The following is a 26,829-nucleotide window of genomic DNA, read 5'->3' on the forward strand; positions in this document are numbered from 1 at the left end:
CACCACCACCAGCACCCCCCCCCCGCCCTTTTTGTTGGGGGGGGGGGGCGGGGGGGGGGGGGCCCCCCCCCCCCCCCACGGCCCGCCGCCCGAACGCCGCCCGAGCGTGCGGCGTGGGCGCCGGTCTCGGCCGGCGGCGGGACCACGGGCCGCCCACCGCACCACCCGCCCGCCGCACTCACCCCTCAGCCGCCGCACCGGGGCCGCACCGCCGCCCTTCACAAGGGTGATGAGGACCGCCGAATACCTGCACGGCCAGCTCGCTCACACATTGCGACCCCCCAGGGGTGATGAGGACTCGACGACTCCCCCGGTACGGGCGCGAAAGTGGTGTTGCGACCCCTCACAGGGACGATGAGGACCTCGCTGATCGCGCGCATGCCGCGACCGGAGTACACATTGCGACCCCTCGCAGGGGCCGATGAGGATGAGGAACTCGCCGAGTTCATCCGCCAGCAGCGCGCGTTGCGACCCTTCACAGGGGCGATGAGGACCATTGAACTTAAATCAAGCTTCTTTGTGATCCTTGATATTACCGGAATGCGCACCGATGGGTAGCGGCCGACTGCTCGCAGGCGGCAGGTCGAAGGGGGAGCGGTGATAGAAGTAAGCTCAGACTTCGGAACATCCAGCTGTAGGTGCGCCATAATGATCAGGCCGCGGCAATCGCGTCAGGTAAAGCTCGCCATCTTCCTCTCGCACCGTCGGTAGCGATGCAGCCGGTAAATCAACCGGGATCGCCATCCGGACCGGCCGTAGGCCACGGCGGCGACCGAGACCTTCTTTCTCTCCTGCCATCGCGCTGACCCGGCGCGGCCACCAGCGGCGACACGCACTTAGCCGCTGACAGCGCGTGCGGGCCACTGGAGCTTTCAGGGTCCGACCGCACTCGTCTTCGAGGCAGGCCTAGGCATTCAGGTCCGCCGCAGTCTTTCCACCATGGGCCACACCTTGCGTCTTCCCCACCGTGATCGCTTCCTTGTCCCGTTCGATCGTCTGGCGCACCGACCGCTGGCACGACCAGCCGTACCACGTAAGCAGTTTCCACACTCTCGGCAGAAAGTAGGTCCGACATTCAAGCCATGTCAGGTCTCCATGCCCTCAAATCTTGAAAACCACGTCGCAGGCATCTTCGACGTGTTGATTATGGGTTGCGATGATCACTGCGCAGCCAGCGCTAGCCATATCGCGCAGCACTTCGATCACAAGGTCAGCATTCTCACGATCGAGTGCACCGGTAGGCTCGTCTGCTAGCACCACAGAAGGTTGCTTTACCAGCAGACGGGCAAGGGCGACGCGCTGTTGCTCACCACCGCTAAGGAGATAGATTTTGTCCTTGGCGCGGCCACCCAAACCCACCCGCTCTAGGATAGCGTCGTAAGATTTACGCTCACTCCGCTTTCGCCGCCCTACCAGCGCAACATCAAGATTATCCCGCAAAGTGGCATTCTCTATCAGGGCATAATTCTGAAAGAGGTACCCCAACTGATCCCTGCGAAATCTGCGTGTACCGCGAGAGCCGAGCTTGGTGATGTCCTTGTCGCCAATGCAAATCTCTCCGCTGTCGACCGATTCGAGCAATCCGATACAGTTCAACAACGTAGTCTTTCCTGCACCGCTACGGCCCGTCAGTGCAAGAAGCTGCCCCCTCTCCACATCGAGAGAAATATTTTCCCAGAGTGATCGTGCCCCAAACGATTTCGAGATCCTTTTGACCGACACCAGCGGGCGTGACTCCCGCCCCGCTTCCTCACCCACGTTCTGCACAGTGCGGTTAGGTATCAATGGATATCTCCCTGATCAGGCGCTTGTTCAAAATCGCTAGAACCGCGAGCATGAGGAAAACTCCGACAGAAACTGTTACTCCCACCACAGTGGGTTCCCAGCCGGTAACGGAGGTTAGAGCCTCCGCGACCGAGGGCGGCATGTTTTGTGGCGTCCCATTTTCTCGAAAACTCATGCGGAACGCTGTATCCTGAGCGACCCAAGCGACTGCGCCAATCGCTAGGACAACTTCAAAGATAAACAGCTTCTTATACGTTGAAAAGAATGACCAGCCATGGATGAATCGAACAAATATCATCTGCGCGTTCCTGCGACAGTAGGCCAGGCAGATACCCAGAGCGGTGACCAGGATGACAACTATAGTTATAAGCAGATTTCCGAACTGGAAGTTCAGTTCCCGAACGCTGTTCTGATATTCATATGCAGCACGCTGAGAAATAGGCTGGACGCCATTAATGTACGCCGCCATCCGCTTATCTACCCTAGCTCTGTAAACATCGTTCGGATCAAGGAATACCACAGACGCCATAGTAGCGTACGCCGCATACTCCTTGTCGGGAAGCAGATTCGATCCTGATGGGATCGCGATGACAATTGGATCGCTCACGATCGGGTTTCGAATAGATGCGGAACCCGATCCATAGGTGAACAGCGATTGTCCCGCTCTCATTTTTAGACCGACAACATCGTGTTTTTTTGCCCCACTGAGATCCGCCATAAAGGAGACCCACTCAGAAAGGCCGTCAACAATTCTTGCCCTGTTCCGATCATGTGCCGGCGGAATCAGCACTCGAATCTTTTTCTCGTCACCCAAAGCACTAACTCGTTCACCCGACTCGAGTAGCACATTTTGCTTTGCGAGATAGGTGTTATTGATTAGGAGAACATCGGCGACGGGGGCGTTCTGCAAAAACTCCCGAAGCTTCCTGCGTACTGCAAGGACCACTCTTCCTTTGTTATCCTCCTGGCGTATCCAACGACCAACTGTTGTTAGCTGTTGATCACTCTCTTTGTCCAGTGCGCCGTTCAGTAGAATTCGAACCGCACCACCCGCCGATGTCCACTGCGACTGACTCTTCTCCTGACTGTCAAGCCGCTGCCAGGAAGCGAGAACATCGACGGCTACAGTGAAGGTAATAACAATAGCCAATATCCGAACCGTATAGGAACTCAAAATGGCCCAGATGGCCGCAATTTCCCCTTTTATGGCACCTGTTATGGAAATACGAAAAGTCAGCGCTACCGCGATAACATGAATTATAAAGGACAGTGTCAGCAGCAGGGCCACGAAGATTACCGCTAGACCGGCGTAGACCCCAACCTGATTCAGCTTGTTGTATGCGTACAGAAAGACAGTGGTTATCAGTGCCGCGAGTGGCGTTGCCCTAACGTAAAAGATAGCAATTTGAGTGAGGTCTGCAAGGATTATCTGGCCAAATGACCTACCGTGCAAGCGCTGAATCCCGTAAAACTTTGAATTGAAAATAGCGCTCAGGCCGGTAATGGATATTATTGCGGCACATATGATAAGGAACAGCCATTGCAGGGCTTGATTGAAGAAGAGGCGAAGTACAGTCGTGACGTTGAGGAGTGGAACCAGGGTGGTGCGCAAGCCGAGCTCGGCAAACTGAACTTGGAGAGCTCCAATTATATCGGAGCTTCCGAAGACATAGTAGTAACCCCGGGGATCTATATTGCTTGATTCAACGATATCCCGCACTTCTGTGACGGTGTCCTGGTTAAAAGAGGGATAACCGCTAGATTTCCAACGGGTCGATACTGCCTCGGGGTCTCCGGAGGCAAGGTATAGGTAACGCTTGCGAGCATCATGAAGATCGGGTACAAACCGAGCAATATTAACCCGGTTTCTGCTGGCGAACGCTGCGATTTCCCTTACCGCTTGGTCGCTGTTCGATTGACCCTGCTTATCGGTGACGCGGAGTGCGTAATCCGAGCCCATAATTATGTCGCCATCGACCCTATGCAGTACTGAAAACGCTATAACACAGGAAGACAGCAGGATAACGACTAGAGCGGCCTTCAGTCCTCTGTGGATCAATGCAACTTCCAATGGGTACTATGCTTGGTCGAAAATTAAGGAAGCTGGCTCGTGACCGGTGTGTCCAGAGGGATGCGCCGATCAGGAGCCAGCTTGTTTTTCACTGCGAACTCAGCTAGCTGCAGTGAGATTCGGCCTCGTGCCGCCAGTAGGTCTCGTTGTTGAAGCTTGCGATGGGCGCACTTGCCTCAGACCACGAGCCCTTCTTCGTCGCCGGTGACCTGTCAGTGTATACGCCAACCGCCGTGGAGCCGTGGCAGTAGGAGCCGTGGTAGTAGTTGGAGTACACCTCGGACGCAGGGTAGTTAAAGCCGTGGTCCCAACTGCCTCCTCCCACGTTCTCGACAACGGCATAAGCCGGACCGCCAATCAGGACTATACCTGCGGCAGCGATCACAGTTCCTTTGAGGATTCTCTTTACAGCATGGTTGGTACCCATAAGCTCCTCCAGAAGGGGGTTGTCGGAAGGCTTCTGACTTGTCGTGATATGCACAGTAAGAGTACCTGCATGATCGTCTCCCGACAAGGGGTAAAAATCGTCTCATGCGACCATTTGTCCGTCTGCTCTACTGGTGCAGGGACGGGCGAGAGTGTGATCAGTCGTGGAATGGACCTTTGGCCGCTTCTGCCGTGACGTGCAATATGCGTGCAATGATCATGGCGGCAGGGAAGTCGTGAACGTGCTGCGCACCAGGTCAGCGGCCGTATCACCGTAGGAACGGTCACGAGCTGTAAAACCGTCGGCTCAGCCTACGCAGGTTCAAGTTCTGCACTTGCCAGCAGCCAGCAGCCAAACGGCAGCTTAGAAGTGCTACGGGGCCTCTTTTGCTGTTCCGTGCCATGCAGCCGAACGCAACCAGAAGCAGCCGCATGTCACCGTTCGTGAGATATGCGCGGGATGGATCATGGAGCGTTTCCCCAGGTCGCGCAGGCGTGCTCAACCCAGGTCACGCGCGGGCGACCATGCTAGATAGCCTCCATCCATGGAGTGCGCGGTCGGTGTCCCAAGCCGGTGGGTGGTCAGGTTCCACTCGGGCGAGACCATCGAGCTGGGCGCCGATGGCTACACGGAAGCCGATGGGTATCTGATCTTCGGCGTCCTGGTCAATGCCACAACCGAGGAGAAAGACGATCTCGAACGTCTGTGGCAAGTTCGCTACGGCCCCCAGCGGACGGAAGCGATCATCGCCAAGATTCCCGCAGCAGCCGTTGCCGACGTTTGGGCCGCGGAATCTTGACCTTGGCAGGGAACCCGGGTGCAGCTCGGGTTGTACGGGTCAGAAGGTGCGGTTATGGAAGCGTCAGCCCGCGTCTGAGCTTTCACCAGGCACAATCGGGTTGTGACCTCCCAGGGCTCTTCCCTTCTGAAGGCGGCCCGTCTCTGTCCCGCTGACGTTCGGACCGGATCCGGCGTTGGCGTGGCCGATGTGCTGGAGTACCTGAAGCACGACGAGTGGGAGATGGCGCTTCTCCTTCTCGAAGAGCTCGGTGACGCGCATCCCCAATCGCCGGAGTTCTGGGGTCTGTTAGCCGACGCCGCTCGCCTGGTGTGGCTCAAGTCGGATGCTGCCTGGTATGAATGGCGGCGCAGCGAGGCCCGTACAGGTGCCTTCCTGGTTGAACTTCACCTGTTGCCCGCCGGGGAGGGAAGCCGTACAACGCCCATACCTCCCGGTGGATTGCTCCGGCCCATGTGGGACCTCGGCCACCGCACCTCTGGGGGAGAGCCTCTGCTCAGCATCGCCGGCCTATGGATTGAGGGCCACGACTCCTTGAAGCCGGGAGGGTGCGCACCAGTACGACTGCTTCCCCTCACCCCTGAACACTGGCGAAACCTCAAGGCGGGCGATGTGATCACCATGCATGAGATGCGGCCACCCACCGGAACGGCGCGCATCGTGGGAGTCATACCGCCCGTGGGATATATGCGGGATGATCTTATGCGGTAGAGGAGGGGGAGAGTGCTTTCGCCCTGTTGAGAGGGCGTGTCGCCGCCGGGAACACGGCCCTCTTGAAAACCGCTAGGGCTGGTGACAGTCCTCGTGGGTTCGAATCCCACGCTCTCCGCCGACCACACGAAACGGCGCCTGACCAGGGCTTACGGCCCGGTGAGGCGCCGCTGATCGTTTCAGGGCTGCGCAGCCGTACGCCACCGAGAGCGGCCCTCGGCTGGTGCTCGCGGAATATACGCGGAATGATGTTGGTCATGTTTCCCCAGGTCACACCTGCAAAACTCCGACGGGATGTGCCGGTTCCGCTCACCGGATCCCGACCGGTGTCGCGACGATGACGCTTGTCGATCGTGGCGATCGGCCCCTTGCTCGACGGTTATCGTGCGTCTGTGACGATCACTGATGCCGAGATGGCCGCTATGCTCGCGCCGGCCGGGCTCCGCTTTATAGAGCGGCGAAATCAGGACGAAGTCCAGTTGCCTTCACTGCCACCGGGACACTCAGCCGCAAGTACAGGCCCTGAGCACGGCCGGTTCGATTCTCACCCGGACGAGATAGCCGATGTCGACGACCCGGACATGCCAGACAAGGTCAATGCGAGCTGGTTCCGGATGGCGACGGAGTACGGGCTCTTCAACGAAGACCGTGAGTTCCTGCTGGCGGCCAACTACACGGAGTACGACGAAACGTACGACGGGGAAGATCACATCGCCTGGGTCCAGGTACGGCTCCTCGATGGCTGGGACTTCGTCGCGAGCGAAGTAGACCGGCTGCGGAGCTCGATGGCGGGGCTGCTCACGACGCGCTTCGTACCGGAGTTCACGGTGGCGTCCCTGGACGGGCGGACGATGATGAACACCACCGTCTGGGGCGACGGCACCGTCAGCACCATCGCCATATGCCCCTCCCACAAGGAGGAGCCGAGACATAGCCCTGAACAGTGAGGAGGCCTGGCTCCATGTTCTGGCGCCGGGTCTTGTGCTCTGGTGGGGTGTTCACGAGTAGGTCTGACCTGGGATGGAGGGGGCGCTTAAGGGCGGCCGATCGCCAGGTCCGCGAGCCGTGGGTCGACTTCGGGAAACGAGCCGTCGCCGAACAGGATCCGTGCCACCAAGGCGCGGCCGGCACGACCGCGTAGCACGGTCACCGCCGCCTCTGCCGCAGCAGGGGATCGGATGCCGGCGAACACGCGGCGCAGCAACAGTCGGCCTCGGAACCGGGTCCGCAACGCGTCCCCGTCGTACCGGCTCAGCACACGTTGGTCGCCAGTACGCAGGTACCCGGCGGTGACCGCCGCGGCCAGTTCGGACATGCGGAGGCAAGGGTCCAGCCCGCCGGCCGTCAGCGGCGACACCGCGCCCGCCGCGTCTCCGACGAGCAGCCCGGCGGGGCACGCCAACCGTCGCAGCACACCGCCGACCGGGATCGGACCACCTCGGCGCTCAACCGGCCCGGCCGGCGGTGCAGTGCCGGGCGCATCTGCGGCGAAGGCGTCCAGCAAGTGGCGGATGCCGGTGCGCATCGCGTTCGGATATCCCGCGACGCCAACATGCGCATGCCGGCCGTCGTCGATGACCCATCCCAGGTACCCCGGGGCGATCCGGGGGTCTAGCACGCAGTGGAACGCCGGGGTGGTCGTGCCTGACGCGATCGGGTGGACGATCTCGGCACCGACGAGGAAGCGCCGGTTGACATCAAGACCGAGATCACGGGCCACCCGGGAGCGGGCGCCGTCCGCGCCGACGATGAACCGGGCCGTCACCGGTTCCGCACCCGCGAACCGCACAAAACCCATCGACGCGTTGACATACCGTATGCCCAAAAGCACTCGTGCCCCAGCCGACTCCGCCGCGCGGTGCGCGTGCTCGTAGACGGCCGCCATGTCGGCCACGCGGTACTCGTCCCGGTCGCTGGTGAGCCGGATCGGTGCCCGCCGCGACGGCGGATACAGCAGCACGTCCCGGATACCTGGCCCGAGCAGGTGATCCGGCACGTCGAAGTCGTCGAGGGTGCGGCGCACGAAGATCCCTGTCGTGCGGATGCCCGTCGACAGCGACCTGCGACGGTCGACCACCATCACGTTCAGTTCCCGTCGCGCGAGCAGGCGGGCTGTGCGCAGGCCGGCCAGGCCCGCACCCACGACTAGTACATCCACTGTCTGCATACCTTGCGACGGTAGGGGCGATGCCTCATCCATACGCTGGTTTGCACGCTACCTGCCCCATATCTCCACACCGTCGCCATACTCGAGACCGTGGATTGCCCCTCTGCCGAGAGGTGGTCGTAGAACCGGCGTCATGCTCCTCGGAGCCCGCACCGAGGAACTTCGGGTGCTCACCTAGGGTCACACGTCGACGTGGACAGTACACCGCCGTTCATCATGTCGTTCACGCCCAGGAAGATGGTGTGCCGGGACGGGGCGGCGTCCTATGCCGAAGGCATCCTGTAGGACGCCTCGCACGCGCTCACAGCGAGCCAACACCACCAACGCCTTCCACCGCAGCCACCACACGAGCCACAATCAGCCCACCCAGCGGCCACAGGACCTCGGAAACGATGAAATCCCGCCCGATCAAGCGATCAGACGGGATCTCGTCAACCGTTCTTGAGCTAACTCAAGAACGACCCCTGGTGGAGATGAGGGGATTCGAACCCCTGACCTCTTCGGTGTGAACGAAGGGTTCCGTGGTGAACGGGACTCCTGGGAGCACGCCGTCAACGTTCTGGCCGGAGGTTGCGTGATCCGATTCCCCGGAGGAGCGATCTGGCCCCGTAGGGCATCCTTCTTCTGTGACGCAGAGCGCTCCAGCCGACCACGTGCGTGTGCTGTTCGAGCTCCAGCAGGACGACGACGGCTGGCCACCGGTCGGCTCCGAGGGCATGTGGGCGATTCCCCTGGGACCGGATCGTGCTCGGCTGGACAACATCCCCTTCTTCGTCCGCGGGGTCGCCTCTGGCGATGTGGTGCACCTCGAAACGGACGCCGAAGGTGTCGTGTGGGCGAAGGAGGTCGTGGAGTTCTCCGGTAACTGCACGATCCGGGTCATCCCATACCGCGACGGTGACCTCGAAGGCGATCTGGGGGCCGTTCTCGATCTCTTCGCGCCCCTGGGCGTCGAGGGGGAAGGGCTTGAGCAGTTCGGCTTGGTGGCGCTGAATGTCCCGCCGACAGCGGACCTCGCCGGAGTGAGGCGGCTCCTCCGGGAGGGGCAGGACAGTCGGTGGGACTACGAAGAGGGCTGCATCACCGACGACTGGTGCGCGCTCGATCCCGCGTGACCGGACCCCACACGCTCCCAGTCCGAAGCAGCACGGTGACTCTGGGCGGCCCCGGCCGACCGTCTTCGGGGCTTCTTCTGTCTCTCGCAGGTCAGCACTCTGGACGTTGGCAAGGCCGTACAGAACGGACAGGGGCGATCATGCTGCGAGCGCGTCGTCTATCCGCTGGTTGGCGATCTCCGCGCCCCCGTTGATGCACTTGGCGTAGACCTTGAGCAGCACGTCCACCCCGTGCCCGGTCCGCTCGGCCACCTCGGGGGCCGCCACCCCGGCGTTGAGCCAGAGGGACACGGCCGCGTGGCGCAGGTCGTACGGCCGGGCCGCCAGCGGGGAGACCTGCTGTTCGGGAGTCAGCGCCGGGAGCCGGGCCGCCTTGCACGCCTCGCAGTACGTCCCGATGGAGATCACTCCGCCGCGCGAGGTCCGGAACAGCCGGCCGTCCTCGTGAGCCCCGAACTCGTCGAAGTGCTCTCGCAGGACGGCCACCGGCTCCGAAGGGCATCGGCAATGGCTGTGAGCGTGTCGGACAGGCGATCGGGACTTCAGCGTCCGGATGACCGGCCCACTCGCACGCGCTGCAGATCCTCTCCGATCACGACGGTGCCGTCGTAGTCCCGCCTGATCGTCGACCGCCAGTGCCCGACCGGGATCTTCGGCGGCGTAGGCGAGGTGATCGAGAGCGGCACGATGTGCGACAGGGCGAGGGTGCGCGCTCCGGCCCTCGCGGCAATACCGCCTACCTCGGTGATGTTGGTGTGACAGCCACGCAAACCGGTCACCATGAATTCCGCCATGCCGTGGTCCAGCATGCTCTGGCCGTCCATGATCTCGTGCACCAGCACGTCGGTGTTCCGGGCCAGCTCCACGAGGTTGTCGCTCGGCGTGGTGTCGCCCGAGAATGTGACGCTGCCGTGGTCGGTGTCGAACCGGAAGCCGAACGCCGGGAAGGGCCAGTAGTGGTTGACCAGGGTGGCACTCACTCGCACGCGATCGTCCTCGTACACGGTGAAAGGACGCATCCGGGGCGGCGCCGGAAGATCGGCCGACGCGTTCACCCGAAGGTCGTGTGGCACGACGATGTCCCGGATATCCGGTCCGAGCCGGGCCCGGATTCCCTGGCTGTTCGTCGTGGTGGCGAATCCGGCCAGCACTCCGTTATGGACATCGGTCATGCCCGGGTGCGGATTGTTCGGTTGGATCAGCTCCACCCCCGGCATCGGCACCCCGGGCGGCAGGCCCAGCGACGGCGGACCGTAGACGTGCAGTTGCCCGGGATAGCCGTAGTCGTGTCCGGGCAGTGACCGTCCGAACAGGATCAGCGGGAGGTAGTCGGAGAAGTGGTCGGCGTGGAAGTGGGTCACGAACAACGCCCGCAGCATCGCATGGGTCACCCCGGCCGCGTACATTTGCCGGACCACGCCGCTACCGCAATCGACCACGTACGCCGCACCGTCGACCACCACGACCTGGGAGGTCATCTGCCGGTCCGTCATGGGTACCGGGCCACCGCCGGTGCCCAGCAGCACCACGCTCGTACCGGCCCAATCCTGCTTGCCCGGCCCTGACTTGGCCGATTCCGCATTCGCCGCGGCGGGGGTGAACACGGCACCGGCCAAACCGGCCACACTCGCCCCGCCGAGCGCACCGATGCCCTTGAGCACGCTGCGCCGTGAACTGCCCGATTCGGACGTCGCGCAGCAGGAGGATATGGGGAATTTCGTCATGAGACCACTTCCTTCGACAGCGGCACCGATGCCGCCTCTGATCCGCGGAAAGGGCACGAGCGATCGTGCTAGCGCGCCAGTTGCCGCCGGCTGCGCGCCGTGTCGTTGCTGGTTTGCCCGTTGGCGCGCACCATGGCGGTGCGCAACCCGGCGGCCGGCTCGAGTTCCCCGCGCCATGGACCCGGTGTGGACGGCCGAGGACAGTCCGTACGCGGTGTCGCCGGCCAACTCGTCGGCCAACTCGATGGCCTCCTCGTCGGTACCGGGGTCTTCACAACGCTGGGATCCAGAACCTGCACGTCATACTCCGTTTTCGAACACGGGGCCGTCCTCGGACGTCGACTGTGGCCGCCGACGTTACGTGCCGCGGACCACGGAGCACCTCGTCTGCCGTGTACTAATCTCAGGCCGGATGATGCGACACCGTGTCTGACAAGGAGGAGGGGCTTGGCGCTGGACGACGCGGTCCAACGCCTCGCGGGGCCGGCGCCTTTTGCGCCGTGCGAAATCCCATACCGTGCGAAATCCCATACCGTGCTTTTTCCGCAGGGCCCGAGAGGACATGTCGTCGCGCGCGTCACGGCGGATCGCCGCGTATGGTCTCGACCTTCGACAAGCGAGGCGCCGAGATTTCTCACGCTCCGTGGCACCTCGACAGCAGTCTTTTGAAAACCGCTGGGGCTGGTGACAGTCCTCGTGAATTCGAATCCCACGCTCTCCGCCGACCACCCGAAACGGCGCCTGACCAGGGGTTTCCCCTCGGTAGGCGTCGTTGAGCGTTTTCGCTCCGCGCAGCCGTACGTCACTCTGAGCGGCTCTCGGCCGGTGGGCGCGGGATATACGCGGGATGGATCCTGAGACGTTTTCCCGGGTCATGTTTGTAAAACCCAGGGGAGTGACGCCTTGGAACGCCGTCAGATCAGGAGCAGGGTCTTGCCCAGGGCGCTGCGTGACTCGATCGCGGCGTGTGCGTCCGCAGCGCGCTCCAGGGGGAAAACCTGCCCGATGATCGGCCTGATCCGGCCCGCCACCGCCGCCGCCATCACTCGCTCGGCCCAGTTCCGCATCTGTGGCCCGAAGCCGAAGAGCTGCTCGATTCCGATCACCGTGACTCCGCGCCGTCGAGCCTGAGCGGGGTCGATCGCTGTGACCTCGCCGCTGGAAGCACCGTGGACGGAGAAGCGGCCGCCGTCCGCCGTCACCTCGAACGCGGTCCGGCCGATCTCTCCACCGACCCCGTCGAACACCACGTCGGGACCCGCGCCATCGGTCGCCTCGCGTACCTGCTTCGCCCAGTCTGGATCGGAGTAGTCGACCACGGCATCCGCGCCCAGATCGCGAACCAGATCCAGTTTCCGTGCGCCGCGCGCGGCTCCGACGACTTTGGCCCCGGCCGCCCGAGCCAACTGCACCAGCAGAGTGCCGACACCTCCACCCGCCGCCTCGACCAGCACCCACTCCCCGGGAAGGATCCGGGCTCCCTCGACCAGCCCCAGCGCGGTGCTGCCGTCGGTGTGCAGTGCGGTGGCCTCAGGCAGCCCCAGCCCTTCCGGCACCGGGATCAGATTCTCCACGGTGGCCACCGCACGCTCGGCGAAGCCGCCGGTCTCCCCGATGTCGGCGATGACGCGTCGTCCGGACCAGCTCGGATCCACACCCTCCCCGACCGAACTCACCCGGCCGGCCACCGTACCGCCCGGCACGTACGGCAATGCGGGCCTGCTGTGCCACTTGTCGACACCACGCCGGATCTGCGTCTCGACGAACGTCATGCCTGCAACAGATACGTCGACCACCACCCGCTCCGGTCCGGGAACCGGGTCCGGTGCCTCGCTCGGAACCAGCACCTCAGGACCCCCGAAACGCGTCACCTGCACCACTCGCACGTCAATCGCTCCCCTGCGCTCAGCCTGTCCAGCCCCAGCCCCAGCCCCGGCACCGGCACCGGCACCGGCACAGAGAAGTCTTCAACCTCAATCAAAGTCGAGGTCAAGTGATCACGCGCCGCGGCGCACGGCTCTGACCCCTTCACGGCCGAGCCGGGTCTGCTCACGGCACCCCCCTTGTGTTCGACGAGCAGGCGACCGCTTTGAGCGTCACCGACTTCGTCCGAATGCCGGCACTCAGGTCAAAGGAGGAAGGATCTCCGGGGAGGCGATCGCCTTCATCGCCGGGAGCGCCCTCGACGAGGGTTCCCTGACTTTGCGCCGGCTCCGCCTGGCCTCTCGCCGGCCGGTATCCATGACCATGGAGGGGGCATCCCTCCCGCGGCCCGAATCTGTCGGCCTCGTACGCCATGATCGGCGGTCATATATCTCGTACGTCCCCTCAAGGAGAACCATGGTCGTCAACGATGAATCCGGGTGGTCCGGTATCGGGTGGAACGACTGGACGAACCTCGGCCTGATCCGCGCCCGGCTCGACGCGGGCGCCGACCCGAATTCAGGGGTGTTCTTCCACGGACGACCGCTTCACGCGGCGGCCGAGCGCGGGTCGCCCGAGGTGGTCGCGGAACTGGCCCGGCGCGTCGACGACGTCGACGCGGAGCACGAAGGTCGTACCGCGCTCTGGGACGCCGTCTTCGCCAACCGCCCCGGCAACGCCCGCGCCCTGGTCGCCGCCGGTGCGGACCCGTGGCGACCGATGATGAACGGCTGGTCCCCCGGACGGCTCAGCCTGGCCACTCCCACCCCTGACCTGTTCACTCTCCCCGATGGCGAGGCAGGCCTGTCCACCGCGGAGACCGCCGCCGTGGCGGAGGCCGGACGTCTGATCGCCGCACTGGGGTCCTTCGAGGACGACGGCTACAGCATCGCCTGCGTGGCCGGCATCACCGCCGCCGAGGCGGTACGGCGCCTGGAGGCCGTACCGGCCGATGACGCCGAGGTTGAAAAGATCATGGAGGACCCCTGGGAGGATTTCGACGCCAGCCTGGCGGTCGTCGGCATCACGGACGTGCCCGGCGGATGTGCCGTCGTTCAGCCGTGCGGATACGCCGCGTCCAACCCCGGTGTCATGGAGCGCCTGTCGGTGGGCACCGTCTGCTACGGGTTGTTCGCCAATCCCAAGAGCGGTAACCAGGGAGCCGTCGCCCGCGACGGTGTCATCGAGGAATGGGACACCCACCCCGGCGGCGGCAGCGTCTATTACGAAGAGCCCGCGGAGGAGATCCTCGCCGCCTACCTCTACCACGGCGAGGCCGAGGCCTACTGCTATGCCGGAGTGGGCCTGCGGCCGGCCGACAGCCGATCGATCAATGGCCGGGCCGACATGTGGCTGAGACTGCCCGAACACCTGCGTTAGGGAGAACCGGCCTTCCACATGCGGAGGCCGTACGGCTCTCCTCCGGAGAGAGACCGGCCGCATGGCCCCGAACAACGAGAGGCCCGAATCCGCCGACACTGGAACCGGGTCTCCCGTCTTGGTGGAGGGGAGGGGGCGGGAGTCAGCGCCGGCAGCCGGGCCGCCTTCCACGCGATGTTGACGAGTCCGAGCACCGCTGATCTGGTTGCGGTGGGAGTACGGCGTTGCCACTCCGAGTGAGGAGGGCGCCACGGCGTCGCAGACGGCGCCTCGAACCGCTGGACCCGCTCCTCTCCGGCGATCTCCGCTCAGTCACTCGCGATCCCCGGCAGCACCAGATCCGGCGTGTTCGGGTAGTCGGCCAGCCGGTGGGCCTTCCCGGTGCCGGTGTCGACCCCGTAGGCACGCATGTGCTTCCCCTCTGTCAACATGACCGTGAGCTCCGATCCACTCCGCCAGAGGCCGGTGACGAAGACGGGTTGGCCCTCCGGGAGGTTGCGGATGGGCACCTTGCGCAGCTTGCGCCCGGTGTCGGCGTCGAGCAGGGTGAGCGTGCGCATCTCTTGGACCTCCTTCCTGGAGTCGCGTCTCTCGAAGGCGGCGACCGTGCGGCCGTCCGGGGCGAGTTCGCTGAAACCCATCAACGCGCCGTCGAAGCGCACCGGCCTGCCTCCGCCGGCGACGGGCATCAGCCACAGGTCGGTCTTGAGGTACCGGACGAGCTCGGCGACGCCGTTCCGCACACTGATCGCTTCGTATTCGCCGGGTATCCGCACCGTCTTGCCGGTGCGCACGTCGATCAGCAGTCCGGGCTCCTTGCTCCCCTCGCGCGGGTCGAACACCACGTAGCGGCCGTCGTCGGAGAGCACGAGCATGGAGCCCACGCCGATGCGTGCCTCCTTCAGCGTGACAGGAGACGTCACCTGCGAACCGCTCACAAGATCGCGCACCACGTGCGCCTGGGCCTGCCGGCTGTAGTAGGCGAGCATGCGCCCGTCCCGGCTGATCGCGATGGGCACACGACGGTCCTGGGCGGTCATGGCGAGCGCCTGCGGCAGCCGGTAGGTCCTGCCGGCGCGGGTGACCACTCGCCACTCCACGGCACCGCAGTCGACGTCCCGCTGCTCCTTGTCGACCTCGCAGGGCGTCTCATACGCGTAGCCGAGCGGACCCACATCGCCCTCGGGCAGGTCGGGTACCGCCTCCGCCTGTCGCGGCGCGGCCGCTTCGTGGGACCGGGACGGCACCAAGGCGGCCGTCACCGCACTCGTCACCGCACCCGTCGCCGCCACCGTGGCGACCGTGGCGGCGGCGGCCAGTATGGCGGTCGCGCGCCGTTTGCGCCGGTGGCCCGCCAGGGCCAGGTCGACCAGGTCGGCCAGGTCCACTGCGGGTGCCTCCTCGGCGATGCCTCCCAGAGCTCTGCGCAGCCTCGTCATGGTGTCACCTCCTGGAAGTCGGAAAGGGAACGCGGGTCGGCCAACTCGGGTGCGAGCGTGCGTAAGCGGGCCAGCGCGCGGTGGGTCTGGCTCTTGACGTTGCCGACCGAGCAGCCGAGCGCCTCGGCCGTCTGCGTCTTGGTGAGGTCCTCCCAGAAACGCAGCACGATCACGGCACGTTGCTTGCGCGTCAGCTTGGCCAGCGCCTGGCGCAGCATGATCCGGTCGACCGCCTCCTCGTCGTAGGAGGCACCGTGCTCGGGCGGACAGGCGCTCGGCCACTCCCACTGCAGCCGGCGCCTCCACGAGATGTACTGGTTCACCAGCGCCTTGCGCGTGTACGCCTCGGGGTTGCCGTCCGCGGACAGCTTGGGCCACTGCCCCACGACGTTGATCAGTACGCTCTGCAGCAGGTCCTCGGCGAGGTGGGCGTCTCCCGTGAGCAGGTACGCGGTCCGCATCAGCGCCTGCTGGCGGGCGAGCACGAACTCGCGGAAGCCGTCGTGACGATCCAATGTGATCTCCTCTCGCCCGTTCCCAACGCGACCCGCCGGGCGAAAGGTTGCAGGGCGGCGGCGCCGATCCGTACCGTCCCGCTCCTGCCGACGACCGCGAGAAGGGCGATCGCGAGAAGGGGCGACCGCGGGGAGAACGGCCGGCGCCGTGAGGCCTGCCGAATATCAAGCTGTACGCGGTCATCCGCCTGATTCTCGTGCCGGAACAGCCGGTCTTCGGCCCGCCACATGTCCATCGGCTGACATGATCCACGCCAAAGCGGAGTGAATTAGGGTGACCGGCGTGAGCCTACGTGAGGTGGCCGCCGGCCGATTATCACGTCTGGGCGCGCGTGCCCGCTCAGCCGCATTTGTCGGGAGGGCAGGCGGGCGCCCCGCACCACTCGTCGAAGTGGCCGGCCTGCTGCTCGTGATCCTGCTCTTTTCACGGCTTCATGCCGCCGCCGGGAAAGACGTCGCAGCCGCCACCGCCAACGCTCTGACCCTGCAATCCATGGAGCGGGCTCTCCACCTGGACATCGAGCTGAAGGCGAACCGGTGGCTGACCGAACATCCGGCCCTCATCCAACCTGCGGTGTACTACTACCGCCTGTACTACCTCGCGATCATCGGTGTGCTGGTGTGGGTCTTCGTCCGGCAGGCCGACGTCTACGTCAAGGTCCGCCGGACCCTCGTCGCGATGACCGCCCTCGTGCTGCCCGTTTTCTGGGCGCTGCCCATGTCGCCCCCGCGGTTCGCCCTGCCGGGTGTCGTCGACGTCATCGCCGAGCACGACATTCTGGGCGGCCATGCCTCACGAGCGGTCGACAACGGCCAGAACCTGTATTCGGCGATGCCCAGCATGCACGTGGGGTGGTCGTTGTGGTGCGCGTACGCCGTGTGGTGCGCGCTGCGGCCCTCCCATCCGCGCCTGGCGCTGCTGTCGTGGATCTTTCCGCTGGGTATGGCGACGGTCGTGCTCATCACGGGGAACCACTACGTGCTCGACATCGCCGGAAGCGTCGTGTTGCTGGTCGTCTCCATCGCCGTCGTATCGGTGTGGGGCCACCTGGCCGAGCGTCGGGGGGCCCGGGGTTGAGCGCCGCCGTCCCGGTGGGCGCCGTTGATCGTTTCTGGGGTGCGTAGCCGTACGTTGTGGTGAGCGGTCCTGCGTTGCCGGGCGTGGGGTGTCTGTGAGATGAAGCCGGGGGCGAGGAACATCCCCGCCGGGTCGGGGGTGAGTCCGGTTTCGTCGGGGCATGGGGAGCTGAGGTTATGATGTGTGCGTGCATCTTTCGTCATGTCTGAGCTGGTGGCGCTCCTTGTAGGAGCGGCCGCCTCTCACGCATGAACCGGGCCGTTCGGACGAACGGCCCTTTTTGTTTCCCTGGAGCAGGGGGCGTGTCGTCCTGACGGCGATCCCGACCCACCAGGAGACCTCATGAAAACCACCCTTCAGATCGCGGATCCCGAGACCCTCACGTCCGGTTCCGCCACCGACACGCTGGGGACGTCCGCCGCGCAGGCCCGCAGTGCGGTGCTGGAAGAGCTGATCCTCAAGGATCCCGGGCAGTTCCGGGTGCTGACCGGTGACCGCCCCACCGGACGACTACATCTGGGCCACTACTTCGGCACGCTCCACAACCGGGTACGTCTGCAGAACCTCGGCGTGGAGATGTTCGTGATCATCCCGGATTACCAGGTACTGACCGATCGCGATGTCGCGGACGACCTGGCCGGGCACGTCGAGGAGCTGGTGCTGGACTATCTCGCCATCGGCGTGGACCCGGTACGCAGCACGATCTTCACGCACAGCGCCGTTCCCGCCCTCAACCAGCTGATGCTGCCCTTCCTCAGCCTCGTCTCCGTCGCCGAGCTCAACCGCAACCCCACGGTCAAAGACGAAATCGCCCACTCGCGCCAGTCCGCCGTCAGCGGCCTGATGCTCACCTACCCCGTCCACCAGGCCGCCGACATCCTCTTCTGCAAGGCCAACCTGGTCCCGGTCGGCCAGGACCAGCTCCCTCACCTCGAACTCACCCGGACCATCGCCCGTCGCTTCAACGACCGCTACGGCAACGGCACCGCCGTGTTCCCCCGGCCCGACGCCCTGTTGTCGAGCGCGCCGCTGCTGCTCGGCACGGACGGCGCCAAGATGAGCAAGAGCCGGGGCAATTCCATCACCCTGGCCGCCGACGCCGACGAGACGGCTCGGCTGATCAAGAGGGCCAAGACCGACTCCGAGCGCCACATCACCTACGCCCCGTCCACTCGCCCCGAGGTGTCCTCGCTTCTCCTTCTGGCGGCCCTCTGCCAGAACCGAACCCCCGAGCAGGTCGCCTCCGACATCGGCTCCGCGGGAGCCGCCGCGCTGAAGAAGACCGTGACCGAGGCGGTCAACGAGTACCTGGCTCCGATCCGGGCCCGCCGGACCGAGTACGCGCGGGACCGAGCCCACCTCCGCCGGATTCTGCGTGAGGGCAACGAGCGGGCCAGAGCCGTGGCCGATGCCACCCTCGCCGAGGTGCGTACCGCCATGAACAGCGATTACTGAAACCGCAGGCGGTGAGACACCGCCACGTTCTCACGCCGGATCGGTGTCTCACCGCTCGAGCGCGCCGAGCCGTTCGGCGCGGACGCCGAAGTCGGCCAACCGCCGGGCGTCGTCCCACCGGCTGTGGTCGGTGGGGAGCAGGACCCCGGTCGCGTGTTCACGGGACGGATCGTGCTCCGCTCCGGGAACGACGGAAATTCCCCTGAGGGAATGGACGGCTCCGGAACACTGGACGGGTGGACTTCCCCCATACCCTGCGTTCGCCCCGTCAGCGCCGCCGTCTCAGCCGGCTCGACCTCGCACTGCCCGCGGGCCTCAGAAGAGGCTCCCACCGGACAATTCCCCGGAGGGAATGGCCGACGGCGCCGATGCGGTGACCGCACACGTTCACCGGCTCCGATGCCAGAGTCGTGACATGGCCCCCCGTCGACGCGGACGGAGCCGGGGTCGCCGATCCGGTCGGTACCGCACCGGCGGCACGACATCCTCGTCGATCTTCTCGGCCGGCGGCGGTTCCGGCGTCGTTCCCCGTCGCCGGGGGCCGCGCCGCCGTTCGGGTATGACGTCCCCTGTCCAGGCCGGCAGCGCCGCGGCCACCTCACCTGACACCGGGGCGACGAAGGCGAGGCGGGGATACCTCTGTTCACCATCTGCGACCAAGGTCGTGGCGCGAGGAGGAAGTGATCACTGACAGCTGGCCCGCTCCCGGCCTTGGCGGTCGAACTCTTCCCGAGTGATCACGACATCGGCCCAATCGGGCGGTGACCGTCTCTCGTCGTACCGCTGGACCAGTACCGATCCCGGTTTGAGCTTTGCCACGCTGTCGGCGGAGAAGCTGACGCCGCCGGTGTTGACCTGGTTGGAGCCTCTTCCTTGATGACCGAACGCGTGATAGAGCACCCTCGGGCGCAACACGAACGGTTTCGGCTCCACCGTCCAACCCTCATCGGGGGCATCCAGCCGGACGGACGCGCTCTGTCCGTCCAGGGACGGTGCGATGAAGTCCACATCGTCCATGACCGTCGCGGCCGACGAAGGGCCGGGCATCGTACTCCACGGGCCAGAAGCGTCCTCGTAGTGGGAGATGTGCACACCCTCGGGAGCCGCTCCCTCGCACCATGCCAAGACGATGATCGGATGCCCCTCCGTGTCGACGCTGACCCCGGTCGATCCGGCGATGGGAGGCGAGCAACCCGTAACGCTCATGAGCCCGATGACCAGCAGGCCGACTCCACATAAACGCCGCATATGTGCACAGTAAGCGGAGATCGGTATCTATTCCGTGGACCGTGATCAGACTGCCTTCCAACCGTGGCGGGGCCGTGCCGGTGCGACGCGGCGACAGAGGGTGCTTTCCGCGATTCGGTGGCGTTCGGCGTGCGATGCCCATGTCTGACGGGGAGGCGTCTCGACGTGGAAATCGAAGATCGTGAGACATGGGCTCCTGTTCATGACCTCGCGCCGGGCCGATGTCCACACTTCTCGGTCTCGATGTGGCCGAACGCGATCAGGACTGGGCCGGCTCCGAGGCCGAGACGCTCCACCGCGAGCGCTACCTGCCGGCCGAGCGTCTCTACGTCGCCGAGGTCGACCCGTTGCACCTGGCGGACGTGGTCATCGACAACACGGTCTTCGACCGGCCGCAGGTCATGCAAGGCTGACCGCCTGGTGAGACCGGCCGGTGCGGGAACCGTACGGGATGCCCGTAGGCTCGCGAAGTTCGTCCCTGATTCTGATCCGAACAGGATCCTGCGGGACCGGAACCTCCGATATGGCCATCCTGTCGGAGTCGAGTGAGAGCGATGGGAAGGAAACGCCCGTGTCTGCCGTACCGCCTCCACATCCGGTCCGTTGCTGTGGGCATGGCCCGTTCGGGCAGCGTGTGGCGCTGGTGAGCTCGAACGGCACGCTTGTGCGCCCGCCGGATCTGCGGCAGGTGGGGCGGTTCGACGCGGTCGTTCCATACGGCGCGGTCGTTCCGTACGGCGCGGCTGGAGCCGGTCGCATCGCGCCGGCGCAGGCTCTGGATGGGCGGTGGGGGTACGTCGACCACACCGGCCGATGGCTGGTCGAACCCACTCTTGAGCGAGCGAAGGCGTTCAGCGGTGGGCTGGCACGTTTCCAGCGCGACGGGTGCTGGGGTTATCTGAACGACCGGGGCGAGATCGTGATCGAGCCCCGATACGGCGACGCGGCGGGGTTCGACGACGCGAGCCGGTCCGGCGACGCGACGGGGCACGGCGACGTGGCCGGTGCCGGGTTGGCCGCCGTGCGCGTGGACGAGGGCTGGTGTTACATCGACGGCGGCGGCCGGGTCGTGATTCCCGGCCCGTTCGCGGAGGCCGGGCGGTTCTCGGCCGCCGGGCTGGCGGCGGTGAGGATCGACGACCGGTGGGGCTACGTCGACACGGACGGCACCCTGATGATCAAGCCGAGGTTCGCGTTCGCGAAGCCGTTCTCCCCGGAGGGAGCGGCGCCGGCGCGGGATCCGGAGGCCGAGTGGGGGCGGGGGTGGGGGCTGATCGACCGTCAGGGCGACTGGATCGTCGAGCCCCGCTACCTCCACATGGGGGAGTTCACCGGGGAAGGTCTCGTGTCCGCGCGCCTCCAGGACGGCGGCGAGGGATTCCTCGACGCGCGCGGTTCCACGGTCGTGGCCCACCGCGGTGGCCTCAGTGACCGGATGGTGTGTGGACTCGCGCGCCTCGGGCACGGGATCTCACCGGTGAGCTTCGTCGGAGAGACGGGCGCCGTGGCGATTCCCGGGCCGTTCACCTGGGCCATGGACTTCCGGCCCTGCGGCGCGACCGTCGCGCTTCACGGCGAGGACTGGGGGATACTGCGCGCCGACGGCGAATTCGTCCCCCTGCCCTACCGCGAGCCGCTGGCCGACCAGGACGAGGACTACGGCGGCGTGTACGGCTTCACCTCGAGCGGGGTCGCCCCGTTCGTCACCTACGAGGGGGACGTCGTCTACGTCGACACCCATGGACGTGAGGTGTGCCGCGTCGAGGTCGCCGAACCCGGTACGGCGGAGCGGAGGCCGTGCGTCGACGACGCGGCCGGCGGTGAGGCCGGCGGTGAGGCGGGGCGGGTGTTGCGCGTCCTCGACGCGGAGGGCGGCGAGGCGTGGCGGAGCGACCCCGCGCCGGGCACGTTCTTTCCGGAACGTCCCTTCCTGCGCCGGGACGCGGCGTACCACTTCTACGACCCGGCTCACTGGGAGGGCGACATCGTCGTCACGGCCGAGAGACTGCTCGCCGCCGAGCCGCGCCGTTTCCTGCCCTACACGGTGTCGTACGCCGGTGACCGCGACAGCGACGTCTACGACCTCTCCGGGGCGGATGAGGACGACGTCGAGGGGTACGCCAAGATCGGTGCCCTGGAGGAACTCGCCGCCGACTACGCCTACGAGAGCACGTGGGGCGCCTATCCGTTCCTGGGCGACGGTGCCGACACGGCCTTCAGGCACTACTTCGCCACGCTCGCCGAGCGGCTCGGTACGCGGTACGGCCCGGCAACGGACGACGCCGGTCCCGGCCACCTCCTCGACGGCGACGACGACGATCTCCGGGTGTGGCGGGTTGGAGACCGATTCCTGGTGCTGCAACGCTGGGCCGCCTATCCCGGCGGCGCCTTCGAGCACCAGCTGTGGCTCGCCGCCGTTCCCGTTCACCCGGAGCCGGCGGACGGGTGACGGGCGACGGGCGTCGCCGGGGTGAACAGGTGGATCGGATCAGGAGGTTCGGGTGAGGGGGAGACCGGTGAGGAGATGCTCGTGGAGGGCGGATCCGCGGACGCCGATCTCGGGGAAGTCGTCGGCGCCGGGAGTGCCGGTGATCAGTAGTTCGGGGACCAGGAGGTCGCTGAGCGGGGCGTCGGGTGCCGGGTCGGCGAGACCGCCGATGGGGGCGGTGGGGAGGTCGAGATAGGCGGGAGCGAGGACTCTGCCGTGGAGGGTGCCAGCGACCAGGTCGGGGCAGAACTCGTTCCAGAAGATCGACACGGTGGTGCGCAGATCGCCGTGGATCATCACCAGCTTCTCGGTCATGTCACCGACGAAGGTCTCCACCGTCACATGACCGAGCACGATCAGTTTCGCGTCGCCCGCCAGGTAGATGTTCCTCGCCCGCAGGTCTCCCAGCACGATCAGCGCGGCGGCGCCGTCGTCCACGTCGGTGATGTTGCCGTCGACGGTCAGGTCGCCGTCTATGACGTATCCGGTGGCCCCGTCGGGAGTGCCCTCCTGCCACGGGGTCCGCTCGTGCTCGTCGAGGGGGAGCTCTCCGGCCACCGAGGCGGAGCCGGGCACCAGGATGTACTCCTCCTCGTACAGGTTCTCGTACGTACTCTTCGGCAGCCCACGCCGCTCGAACAGGTCCACGGCGTCGTCCCACGCAAGGTAACTGCTTCGCATGCGCGCGAACGTAGCACTCATCCCCGACACCTCCGGCCGCTACGCGGTCCGATCTCGGACGGCCGGGGCAATCGTGCTCTTTTCATGAAATGTCCGGTGGAGAAGGCGGCCGTGCCATGTCAGCCGGGCGACATGTCCCGGCGGCGCAGGCCGTACAGGCCGAGGAGGACGAGCGCCGCCGCCATCGCGGTCAGTACGGCGAGCGGCGGCACCGCCGGTTCCTCCCCGGGAAACCGCGGGATGTGGTTGAACACCGACAGGTCCAGCACCCACCGGCTCAGCCGGAGCTCCTCGCCGAGCCAGCCGAGCAGCAGGCTGACCAGGAGGATCACGAACGCGCCCGGCGCCAGGCGGGGCAGCAGGCCGAACAGCGCGAACGTCAGTCCGGTGAACAGCCATACCGCGGGCAGCCGGACGAGCGCGGCGACGAGGACGCGGGGCAGGTCGTGGCCGAGGTCACCGGTGTTGAGCCCGTGCGCGAGCCCGCAGGCCGCCCCGAAGGCGGTCAGCCCGAGCGTCGGACCGAGCAGCGCGAGGACGAGGTGGCCGCCCGCCCAGCGCAGCCGGTCGACAGGAGCGGCGAGCAGCGTTTCGGCGCGCCCGCTGTTCTCCTCCGTCCTGAGGAGCAGCGACGCCTGGATCGCGTATCCGGCGGCGATCACGGCGAACATGGTCATCATGCCCACCAGGTACTGGTCGACGACCGTGCCGGGGCCGCCCAGCCGGGCGAGGAGCTCGCGTGCCGCGGGGGAGCCGTTGTTCATCAACTCGCCGATGCTCTCGGCGACGCCGCCGAGACCGAGCCCGACCACGGCGAAGCCAGCGGTCCTGCCGATCAGCGATCCGCGATGCAGACGCCAGGCCAGGCCCAGGAGGGAACGCAGGCCGGGCGGCGCGACGGCGGGGCCGGGTCCGGCGGCGAGCAGGCCGTTGCCGAGGTCTCGCCGCGCGGACAGCGCGACGGCCACGGCGGTGAGCGCGGCGGTCGCGCAGGCGGCGAGCGCGACGATCCACCAGTTCGTGTCGCCGAACGGTTGCAGCCGATGTGCCCAGCCGATCGGTGACAGCCAGGAGAGCCACCCCAGACCGCCGCCGGACAGCGCGCTGACATCGCCGACGCCGCGCAGCAGGAAGGCGGTGCCGAGGACGCCGACGGCGACGCCGCGGGCACTTCCCGCGCCCGAACCGAGCTGGGCGGCCACCGCGCCGACCGCGGCGAAGACCCATCCGGCGACGACCGGCTCGAACCCGTAGGCGAACGACCCCGCAGCGGGCAGGCCCTGACCGATCAGGACCAGTGCCGACAGCACGCCGAGGACGAGACAGGCCGCGCAGGTCGCGATCAGGGCGGCGGCCATGCCGGCGTGCCGGGACACCGCGGTCGAGCCGATCAGCTCGCGCCTGCCCGCCTCCTCCTCCGCCCTGGTGTGCCTGATGACGGTGAGGAGGCTGACGAGGGCGACCACGACGGGGACGAACCCGGACCGCCAGCTGACGAGCTCGCCGAGACCGGAGCCGTGCAGCGGGCCGTACGTCACGGTGAAGGCGGTGTTGTGGAGGCTTGTCTCCACGTATTCCTGGCGTGCCTGCGCGGTGGGATACGCGCCGTTGAAGGCGGCGACGAACACCGGCGGGACCAGACAGGGAATGAGCACCCACAGCGGCAGCAGCCATCGGTCGCGTCGCAGCATGAGGCGGATCAGCCGCCCGGTGCCGGTCAGCGCGTTCATCGGGGCGCTCCCGCGTGCCGTACCGCGCCCGCCCTGTCGTAGTGCCGCAGGAACAGCTCCTCCAGCGTGGGCGGCCGGCTGACGAGGCCGCGCACGCCGGCCGAGGAGAGCCTGCCCAGCGCCGCGCCGAGCGCGGCGGAGTCGACGTCGAAGCGGACCCTGCCACCGTCCACGCGAACGTCGTGCACGCCCGGCAGGTCCTCCAGCCCGTACGGCGGGCCGTCCAGCTCGGCCTGGACGCTGGTGCGGGTCAGATGCCGCAGGTCGGAGAGCGTTCCGGTCTCGACCGTCCGGCCGTCGCGAATGATGGTGAGCCGGTCGCACAGGGCCTCGACCTCGGCGAGGACGTGGCTGGACAGCAGCACGGTCCGGTCGCCGCGCCGTACCTCCTCCTTGACGGTCTCGCGGAAGACCTCCTCCATCAGCGGATCGAGGCCGGAGGTCGGTTCGTCGAGGACGAGCAGTTCCACGTCGGAGGCGAAGGCGGCGACCAGGGCCACCTTCTGCCTGTTGCCCTTGGAGTAGGTGCGCCCCTTCTTACGGGGGTCGAGGTCGAAGCGCTCCAGCAGGTCGGCCCGGCGGTGTGGATCGAACCCTCCGCGTAGTCGGCCGAGCAGGTCGATGATCTCGCCGCCCGACAGGTTCGGCCACAGCGTGACGTCACCGGGCACGTAGGCCAGCCGCCGGTGCAGCGCCGTCGCGTCGGTCCACGGGTCGCCGCCGAGCAGGCGGGCGACGCCCGCGTCGGCCCGCACCAGGCCCAGCAGGACGCGGATCGTGGTGCTCTTCCCCGCGCCGTTCGGCCCCAGGAAGCCGTGCACCTCTCCGGTGCGCACGGAGAGGTCGAGGCCGTCCAACGCCCTGGTGGCGCCGAACGTCTTGACCAATCCCGCCACCGAGACGGCGTCAGTCATGGTGATGCTCCTCGCGTTGGCGGAGCCGGGCTCCGCGATCTGTCCCGGCAGGTCTGTCCGGCCTGTCTGGAAGGTCTGTCCGGAAGGTCGGACTGGGCGGCTGGACCGGGGGCCGGGTCGGAGGCATTCCTGTTCGTCGGTACAGCTGACTACTCAATAGTTCATGAAGCTACACGTGTGTGTAGCATCCGTCCAGTGCGGATTCGTGCGACCCGCGGCAGCGGGGTAGCAGGGCGGTCACGACCATGGGTGAAGGTGAGCGGTCACCGGCGCGGCCCGGCTCGGCACGGCTGGACGTGGCCCGGCACGGCATGGCCGGGCTCGATTCGGCCGACCCGGCCTGGCTCGGCCGGGGTCGGTGCGGCCGGGTTCGAAGATCGCGGGGGGCGAGGAGGGCTTTTACAGTGGTGGTGTGGCCGCAGAAGAGTCGTCCGGTGGGCAGTCCGACTTCGGCTGGTTATGGGAGAAGATCCTTCTTCCCATTTCAATCCCTTACTGGGCCTATTCCGGAGTTCGCGAGTTCACCGAGGGGGACAGCGGGTGGTGCTACGCGTACGGTCTGTTTCTTCTGGCCATGGCCTGCCTGGGCCTGTGGGTGTGGACGACGGCGACCTGGGCCGCCGTCAGGAAGTGGTGGCGGTCCGCTCGATGAGCCGGTGAGGGGCTCCGCGGGCCGACGCTCTCAGCTCGCCTGACCTCGAAGGTCCGGACGGTACAGGGCCTCGACGAACACGATCTACCCGTCGACGACGTCGAGGATCAGGTAGCCCTTCGCCGGGAGCAGGGGCACGTTTCTGTGCCCGGGGCCGTATGCCCCGTCCGGGGGTTCGGCCGTGTGAAAGCTCCGGCAGAAGTCATCGCCGCAGCCGCATTCCCGGTAGAACCGGATGTCCCAGGCGGAGACCGCGAGGTCTTCCTCCCCCTCTTTCCGCAGGCAGGAGATGAGCTCTGTGACGAGATCCGGGAACAGCTCCCGCACGAGCGGCCGACCTTGATCCACGCGCGGATACTATCCGCCCGGCGGTTTCCCACCCCGTACGGAGTTGAAGATCACGAAGCGCGATACCGAGGTTGTGCCGCTCGTGCGGGTGAGGCGGGCGGTCGTCGCGGTGACGGGAGGGGCGGGCGCCGAGGGCACCGGCGCGCCGGGAACGTTGCCTGTGGACGCGCTTCGGGGGC

The 26,829-nt window shown here is 66.3% G+C and carries 25 protein-coding genes and 1 tRNA gene; 11 read left to right on the forward strand and 15 right to left on the reverse strand.

Annotation, left to right across the window (positions count from 1 at the left end; translation table 11 throughout):
- Window positions 1-354: 354 nt before the first annotated feature.
- Complete coding sequence (locus tag AB0N02_RS36900; protein ID WP_363956522.1) at window positions 355-558, forward strand: hypothetical protein; 204 nt, start codon at window positions 355-357, stop codon at window positions 556-558.
- A 543-nt stretch (window positions 559-1,101) separates the two neighbouring features.
- On the opposite strand, the gene AB0N02_RS36905 is transcribed toward AB0N02_RS36900, so the two are convergent.
- From AB0N02_RS36905 to AB0N02_RS36915, 3 genes are all read right to left on the reverse strand, one after another.
- Complete coding sequence (locus AB0N02_RS36905) at window positions 1,102-1,725, reverse strand: ATP-binding cassette domain-containing protein (RefSeq protein ID WP_363956832.1); 624 nt, start codon at window positions 1,723-1,725, stop codon at window positions 1,102-1,104.
- Between the two features lie 49 nt (window positions 1,726-1,774).
- A complete protein-coding gene (locus tag AB0N02_RS36910; protein WP_363956525.1) occupies window positions 1,775-3,856 on the reverse strand; it encodes a hypothetical protein in 2,082 nt (693 codons plus the stop codon).
- A 103-nt stretch (window positions 3,857-3,959) separates the two neighbouring features.
- A complete protein-coding gene (locus AB0N02_RS36915; RefSeq protein WP_363956528.1) occupies window positions 3,960-4,337 on the reverse strand; it encodes a lactococcin 972 family bacteriocin in 378 nt (125 codons plus the stop codon).
- A gap of 490 nt (window positions 4,338-4,827) precedes the next feature.
- Here AB0N02_RS36915 and AB0N02_RS36920 point away from each other — a divergent pair, with 490 nt between their 5' ends.
- The 3 genes from AB0N02_RS36920 (at window position 4,828) to AB0N02_RS36930 (ending at window position 6,740) form a co-directional block, all read left to right on the forward strand.
- Window positions 4,828-5,082: a hypothetical protein gene (locus AB0N02_RS36920; RefSeq protein ID WP_363956531.1), complete on the forward strand. Its 255-nt coding sequence runs from the start codon at window positions 4,828-4,830 to the stop codon at window positions 5,080-5,082.
- 102 nt (window positions 5,083-5,184) lie between these two features.
- The gene (locus tag AB0N02_RS36925) at window positions 5,185-5,793 is read left to right on the forward strand and encodes a hypothetical protein (RefSeq protein WP_363956534.1); all 609 of its coding nucleotides are present in this window, start codon (window positions 5,185-5,187) and stop codon (window positions 5,791-5,793) included.
- A 392-nt stretch (window positions 5,794-6,185) separates the two neighbouring features.
- A complete protein-coding gene (locus tag AB0N02_RS36930; RefSeq protein WP_363956537.1) occupies window positions 6,186-6,740 on the forward strand; it encodes a hypothetical protein in 555 nt (184 codons plus the stop codon).
- Window positions 6,741-6,826: 86 nt separating this feature from the next.
- Here AB0N02_RS36930 and AB0N02_RS36935 read toward each other — a convergent pair whose 3' ends face one another.
- Together AB0N02_RS36935 and AB0N02_RS36940 are read right to left on the reverse strand one after the other, a co-directional pair.
- On the reverse strand, window positions 6,827-7,960 hold the full coding sequence (locus AB0N02_RS36935) for an NAD(P)/FAD-dependent oxidoreductase (protein WP_363956540.1): 1,134 nt from the start codon (window positions 7,958-7,960) through the stop codon (window positions 6,827-6,829).
- 465 nt (window positions 7,961-8,425) lie between these two features.
- Window positions 8,426-8,498: transfer RNA gene (locus AB0N02_RS36940), tRNA-Val, on the reverse strand.
- A 121-nt stretch (window positions 8,499-8,619) separates the two neighbouring features.
- Here AB0N02_RS36940 and AB0N02_RS36945 point away from each other — a divergent pair.
- Window positions 8,620-9,075 carry a DUF4265 domain-containing protein gene (locus AB0N02_RS36945; protein ID WP_363956543.1) on the forward strand — a complete coding sequence of 152 codons (456 nt, stop codon included), beginning with the start codon at window positions 8,620-8,622 and terminating at the stop codon, window positions 9,073-9,075.
- 138 nt (window positions 9,076-9,213) lie between these two features.
- Here the strand turns inward: AB0N02_RS36945 and AB0N02_RS36950 are convergent, their stop codons facing one another.
- From AB0N02_RS36950 to AB0N02_RS36960, 3 genes are all read right to left on the reverse strand, one after another.
- On the reverse strand, window positions 9,214-9,561 hold the full coding sequence (locus AB0N02_RS36950; protein WP_363956546.1) for a hypothetical protein: 348 nt from the start codon (window positions 9,559-9,561) through the stop codon (window positions 9,214-9,216).
- Between the two features lie 56 nt (window positions 9,562-9,617).
- Window positions 9,618-10,799 carry an MBL fold metallo-hydrolase gene (locus tag AB0N02_RS36955; protein ID WP_363956549.1) on the reverse strand — a complete coding sequence of 394 codons (1,182 nt, stop codon included), beginning with the start codon at window positions 10,797-10,799 and terminating at the stop codon, window positions 9,618-9,620.
- Between the two features lie 914 nt (window positions 10,800-11,713).
- A complete protein-coding gene (locus tag AB0N02_RS36960) occupies window positions 11,714-12,685 on the reverse strand; it encodes a zinc-binding dehydrogenase (RefSeq protein WP_363956552.1) in 972 nt (323 codons plus the stop codon).
- A 454-nt stretch (window positions 12,686-13,139) separates the two neighbouring features.
- On the opposite strand from AB0N02_RS36960, the gene AB0N02_RS36965 reads away from it, so the two are divergent.
- The gene (locus AB0N02_RS36965; protein ID WP_363956554.1) at window positions 13,140-14,102 is read left to right on the forward strand and encodes an ankyrin repeat domain-containing protein; all 963 of its coding nucleotides are present in this window, start codon (window positions 13,140-13,142) and stop codon (window positions 14,100-14,102) included.
- 308 nt (window positions 14,103-14,410) lie between these two features.
- Here AB0N02_RS36965 and AB0N02_RS36970 read toward each other — a convergent pair whose 3' ends face one another.
- Window positions 14,411-15,541, reverse strand: a complete 1,131-nt coding sequence (locus AB0N02_RS36970; RefSeq protein ID WP_363956557.1) for a hypothetical protein — start codon at window positions 15,539-15,541, stop codon at window positions 14,411-14,413.
- Window positions 15,538-16,056: a SigE family RNA polymerase sigma factor gene (locus tag AB0N02_RS36975; RefSeq protein ID WP_363956559.1), complete on the reverse strand. Its 519-nt coding sequence runs from the start codon at window positions 16,054-16,056 to the stop codon at window positions 15,538-15,540. The genes AB0N02_RS36970 and AB0N02_RS36975 overlap by 4 nt, the downstream gene beginning before the upstream one ends.
- A gap of 493 nt (window positions 16,057-16,549) precedes the next feature.
- Between AB0N02_RS36975 and AB0N02_RS36980 the strand changes: the two genes are divergently transcribed.
- Window positions 16,550-17,134: a phosphatase PAP2 family protein gene (locus tag AB0N02_RS36980; RefSeq protein ID WP_363956562.1), complete on the forward strand. Its 585-nt coding sequence runs from the start codon at window positions 16,550-16,552 to the stop codon at window positions 17,132-17,134.
- A gap of 342 nt (window positions 17,135-17,476) precedes the next feature.
- A complete protein-coding gene (gene trpS / locus AB0N02_RS36985; RefSeq protein WP_363956565.1) occupies window positions 17,477-18,589 on the forward strand; it encodes a tryptophan--tRNA ligase in 1,113 nt (370 codons plus the stop codon).
- A 684-nt stretch (window positions 18,590-19,273) separates the two neighbouring features.
- On the opposite strand, the gene AB0N02_RS36990 is transcribed toward trpS, so the two are convergent.
- Window positions 19,274-19,837, reverse strand: a complete 564-nt coding sequence (locus tag AB0N02_RS36990; RefSeq protein WP_363956567.1) for a hypothetical protein — start codon at window positions 19,835-19,837, stop codon at window positions 19,274-19,276.
- 221 nt (window positions 19,838-20,058) lie between these two features.
- Between AB0N02_RS36990 and AB0N02_RS36995 the strand changes: the two genes are divergently transcribed.
- Window positions 20,059-20,250 carry a hypothetical protein gene (locus AB0N02_RS36995; protein ID WP_363956570.1) on the forward strand — a complete coding sequence of 64 codons (192 nt, stop codon included), beginning with the start codon at window positions 20,059-20,061 and terminating at the stop codon, window positions 20,248-20,250.
- Window positions 20,251-20,480: 230 nt separating this feature from the next.
- Window positions 20,481-22,286 carry a WG repeat-containing protein gene (locus AB0N02_RS37000; RefSeq protein WP_363956573.1) on the forward strand — a complete coding sequence of 602 codons (1,806 nt, stop codon included), beginning with the start codon at window positions 20,481-20,483 and terminating at the stop codon, window positions 22,284-22,286.
- Between the two features lie 39 nt (window positions 22,287-22,325).
- Here AB0N02_RS37000 and AB0N02_RS37005 read toward each other — a convergent pair whose 3' ends face one another.
- From AB0N02_RS37005 to AB0N02_RS37015, 3 genes are all read right to left on the reverse strand, one after another.
- Window positions 22,326-23,006: a hypothetical protein gene (locus AB0N02_RS37005; RefSeq protein WP_363956575.1), complete on the reverse strand. Its 681-nt coding sequence runs from the start codon at window positions 23,004-23,006 to the stop codon at window positions 22,326-22,328.
- Window positions 23,007-23,125: 119 nt separating this feature from the next.
- Entirely contained in the window at window positions 23,126-24,736 is a 1,611-nt protein-coding gene (locus AB0N02_RS37010) for an ABC transporter permease (protein ID WP_363956578.1), read from the reverse strand.
- Window positions 24,733-25,650 carry an ABC transporter ATP-binding protein gene (locus AB0N02_RS37015; RefSeq protein ID WP_363956581.1) on the reverse strand — a complete coding sequence of 306 codons (918 nt, stop codon included), beginning with the start codon at window positions 25,648-25,650 and terminating at the stop codon, window positions 24,733-24,735. Before AB0N02_RS37015 ends, AB0N02_RS37010 begins: the two co-directional genes overlap by 4 nt.
- A 412-nt stretch (window positions 25,651-26,062) precedes the next feature.
- Here AB0N02_RS37015 and AB0N02_RS37020 point away from each other — a divergent pair, with 412 nt between their 5' ends.
- Window positions 26,063-26,302, forward strand: a complete 240-nt coding sequence (locus AB0N02_RS37020; RefSeq protein WP_363956583.1) for a hypothetical protein — start codon at window positions 26,063-26,065, stop codon at window positions 26,300-26,302.
- An 84-nt stretch (window positions 26,303-26,386) separates the two neighbouring features.
- On the opposite strand, the gene AB0N02_RS37025 is transcribed toward AB0N02_RS37020, so the two are convergent.
- The gene (locus tag AB0N02_RS37025) at window positions 26,387-26,629 is read right to left on the reverse strand and encodes a hypothetical protein (protein WP_363956586.1); all 243 of its coding nucleotides are present in this window, start codon (window positions 26,627-26,629) and stop codon (window positions 26,387-26,389) included.
- Between the last annotated feature and the right edge of the window lie 200 nt (window positions 26,630-26,829).

The organism is Streptosporangium sp. NPDC051022 (assembly GCF_040683035.1).
Taxonomy (GTDB): Bacteria; Actinomycetota; Actinomycetes; order Streptosporangiales; family Streptosporangiaceae; genus Streptosporangium.

What these genes read in the sequence shown, in the direction of transcription:
- trpS (WP_363956565.1), top strand. Translation starts at nt 17,477, where the DNA reads ATGAAAACCACCCTTCAGATCGCGGATCCCGAGACCCTCACGTCCGGT.
- AB0N02_RS36990 (WP_363956567.1), bottom strand. Translation starts at nt 19,837, where the DNA reads ATGCGGCGTTTATGTGGAGTCGGCCTGCTGGTCATCGGGCTCATGAGC.
- AB0N02_RS36920 (WP_363956531.1), top strand. Translation starts at nt 4,828, where the DNA reads ATGGAGTGCGCGGTCGGTGTCCCAAGCCGGTGGGTGGTCAGGTTCCAC.
- AB0N02_RS37005 (WP_363956575.1), bottom strand. Translation starts at nt 23,006, where the DNA reads ATGCGAAGCAGTTACCTTGCGTGGGACGACGCCGTGGACCTGTTCGAG.
- AB0N02_RS37010 (WP_363956578.1), bottom strand. Translation starts at nt 24,736, where the DNA reads ATGAACGCGCTGACCGGCACCGGGCGGCTGATCCGCCTCATGCTGCGA.
- AB0N02_RS36955 (WP_363956549.1), bottom strand. Translation starts at nt 10,799, where the DNA reads ATGACGAAATTCCCCATATCCTCCTGCTGCGCGACGTCCGAATCGGGC.
- AB0N02_RS36970 (WP_363956557.1), bottom strand. Translation starts at nt 15,541, where the DNA reads ATGACGAGGCTGCGCAGAGCTCTGGGAGGCATCGCCGAGGAGGCACCC.
- AB0N02_RS37015 (WP_363956581.1), bottom strand. Translation starts at nt 25,650, where the DNA reads ATGACTGACGCCGTCTCGGTGGCGGGATTGGTCAAGACGTTCGGCGCC.
- AB0N02_RS36965 (WP_363956554.1), top strand. Translation starts at nt 13,140, where the DNA reads ATGGTCGTCAACGATGAATCCGGGTGGTCCGGTATCGGGTGGAACGAC.
- AB0N02_RS36935 (WP_363956540.1), bottom strand. Translation starts at nt 7,960, where the DNA reads ATGCAGACAGTGGATGTACTAGTCGTGGGTGCGGGCCTGGCCGGCCTG.
- AB0N02_RS36980 (WP_363956562.1), top strand. Translation starts at nt 16,550, where the DNA reads ATGGAGCGGGCTCTCCACCTGGACATCGAGCTGAAGGCGAACCGGTGG.
- AB0N02_RS36900 (WP_363956522.1), top strand. Translation starts at nt 355, where the DNA reads ATGAGGACCTCGCTGATCGCGCGCATGCCGCGACCGGAGTACACATTG.
- AB0N02_RS36995 (WP_363956570.1), top strand. Translation starts at nt 20,059, where the DNA reads ATGTCCACACTTCTCGGTCTCGATGTGGCCGAACGCGATCAGGACTGG.